This window comes from Anaerophaga thermohalophila str. Valhall, assembly GCF_000250735.1.
Taxonomy (GTDB): domain Bacteria; phylum Bacteroidota; class Bacteroidia; order Bacteroidales; family Marinilabiliaceae; genus Anaerophaga; species Anaerophaga thermohalophila_A.
Genome location: NZ_AHZV01000184.1, coordinates 1 through 1,785, shown reverse-complemented (window position 1 = coordinate 1,785; position 1,785 = coordinate 1). Strand labels below are relative to the sequence as shown.

At 37.6% G+C, this 1,785-nt stretch carries 4 protein-coding genes; 2 read left to right on the top strand and 2 right to left on the bottom strand.

Annotated features, from left to right (window positions below):
- The first annotated feature begins 588 nt into the window (after positions 1-588).
- The gene (locus OQ5_RS0110225) at positions 589-813 is read left to right on the top strand and encodes a DUF433 domain-containing protein (protein WP_016777411.1); all 225 of its coding nucleotides are present in this window, start codon (positions 589-591) and stop codon (positions 811-813) included.
- On the top strand, positions 810-986 hold the full coding sequence (locus tag OQ5_RS25300; RefSeq protein ID WP_016777410.1) for a DUF5615 family PIN-like protein: 177 nt from the start codon (positions 810-812) through the stop codon (positions 984-986). The genes OQ5_RS0110225 and OQ5_RS25300 overlap by 4 nt, the downstream gene beginning before the upstream one ends.
- On the opposite strand, the gene OQ5_RS0110215 is transcribed toward OQ5_RS25300, so the two are convergent.
- Together OQ5_RS0110215 and OQ5_RS23840 are read right to left on the bottom strand one after the other, a co-directional pair.
- On the bottom strand, positions 964-1,227 hold the full coding sequence (locus OQ5_RS0110215) for an AAA family ATPase (protein WP_016777409.1): 264 nt from the start codon (positions 1,225-1,227) through the stop codon (positions 964-966). The genes OQ5_RS25300 and OQ5_RS0110215 overlap by 23 nt on opposite strands.
- Before the next feature lie 316 nt (positions 1,228-1,543).
- Positions 1,544-1,785 (bottom strand): hypothetical protein (locus tag OQ5_RS23840; RefSeq protein WP_218054522.1); only part of this gene is annotated, 242 nt, incomplete at its 5' end.

The following is a 1,785-nucleotide window of genomic DNA, read 5'->3' as shown; positions in this document are numbered from 1 at the left end:
CTGAGGCTAAGGTTAAGGTTGAGAATACTCCATATAAGCCATATAAGAACACAAAGATAATAAGAATGGCAGCTTTCTCTATCCCTTCTTTAGCCTGCATTATTCATAAATTTTCGTCATGAGATGTTCAAGTATCCCAAAACAGAAGAAACCATAGAAAAAATTGATACAGGGAATAGTGAACTATTTTCAAATCAAATTTTTCGAGGACGTTTGTGTTTTGCCGATAATTGGGCATCATAATAGATAATTTATGAATAATGCAGGTTAGGTGAAGTGAAAAATCAATTGTTTTTTATTCGATTAATTGGTACTTTTATAATCGTCCATACTCTGCTGAAATTTTGCAATGCAGTACAAATTAATTGTTTGTATTTAAGGATGTTTGTTTTGAAAAATGCTGTGTATAAAAGCTGAGCGAAACGAGCATGGCAATGATTGCCATAAGAGAACATGTATAAGTTGTTGCATGCGAGTTCCATCTAACCTTAAAAATAAATTTTATACGGATAAATTATTTAATCTCTTGTATCTAAAAGTCTGATGGTATATTAAAAGAGCTATTTTCATTTAAACAGCAAAATAATAATGATAGAATACAGCAAAATAATAAAAAGAAATCCCGGGAAACGGTTTGGTAAGCCCTGCGTCCGGGATACAAGAATTACAGTCTATGATGTTCTCGGGTGGTTAGCTGCCGGCATGTCTTATGATGAAATTATTGATGATTTTCCTGAATTAACTACTGACGATATTAAGGCTTGTCTTGCTTATGCAGCTGACAGGGAGCATAAACTTCTTCATGCTTCATGAAATTGCTTTTTGATCAAAATATTTCGTTTAGGATTGAAAAGAAAATCAGTGATATTTTTCCCGGAAGTCTTCATGTTTCCAGTTGCGGATTATCAAATTGTGAGGATCAGGAAATCTGGGAATATGCTCTTAAATATCATTTTGCAATAGTTACTTTCGACTCTCGTCAATGAATATATATTTATATCTGCCAATGATAGACCTTATTTGTTCCGAAGATGGTTCTGTTAATAATGTCCGGGTTTTGGGGTCGTCACCATCGAGAAGCAAATAGTCCGTTGATTTTAAGATTGATTCGATCAATGTAGTTTTTCCTACCTGTCTTGCACCAACGACAACAATTGCTTTCCCCGAACCTGTTCGTTTGTTTATTTTGTCCGTCAAAAATCTACTATACATCTCTTTTTTCTGCAAAAATAATAATTTTTCGATATTTTATTCCCTAAATATCATAACAATCAGGGATTATGATCTCAAAATTTGCTTGCATTTACTCTGTGGGCCTCTGTGTTTACTCCGTGAAACTCTGTGAAACAAAAAAATACAGAGAACCAATCAAATAAGGGAAAAACAATTTATCCAAAACCGTGCGGCGGGGTACCCCTTTCAGGGGGTCAGGGGGTGCGCGAAGGGGGCAAGTTCACCACAGATTATCAATTATCAATGACCAATGATCAATAGAGGTTAAGGCTAAGGTAGAGGTTGAGAGAAGGAGATTTGCTATAACTTGCTAATTACCAATGGACCAATCAACCAGCAACCAGCAACAAGCAACCAGCACCCAGCAAACAAGCAACCAGCAACCAGCAAACAAGCAACCAGCAACCAGCAACCAGCAACAAGCAACCAGCACCCGGCAACCAGCACCCGGCACCCAGCACCCGGCAACCAGCACCCGGCACCCGGCACCCGGCAACAAGCACCCAGCATCAATAGAGGCTAAGACTAAGGTTAAGGTTAAGTTTGAGAATA

Bases quoted from the DNA above. Each gene is read 5' to 3' on its own strand.
- OQ5_RS25300 (WP_016777410.1), top strand. From the start codon at position 810: ATGAAATTGCTTTTTGATCAAAATATTTCGTTTAGGATTGAAAAGAAA.
- OQ5_RS0110225 (WP_016777411.1), top strand. From the start codon at position 589: ATGATAGAATACAGCAAAATAATAAAAAGAAATCCCGGGAAACGGTTT.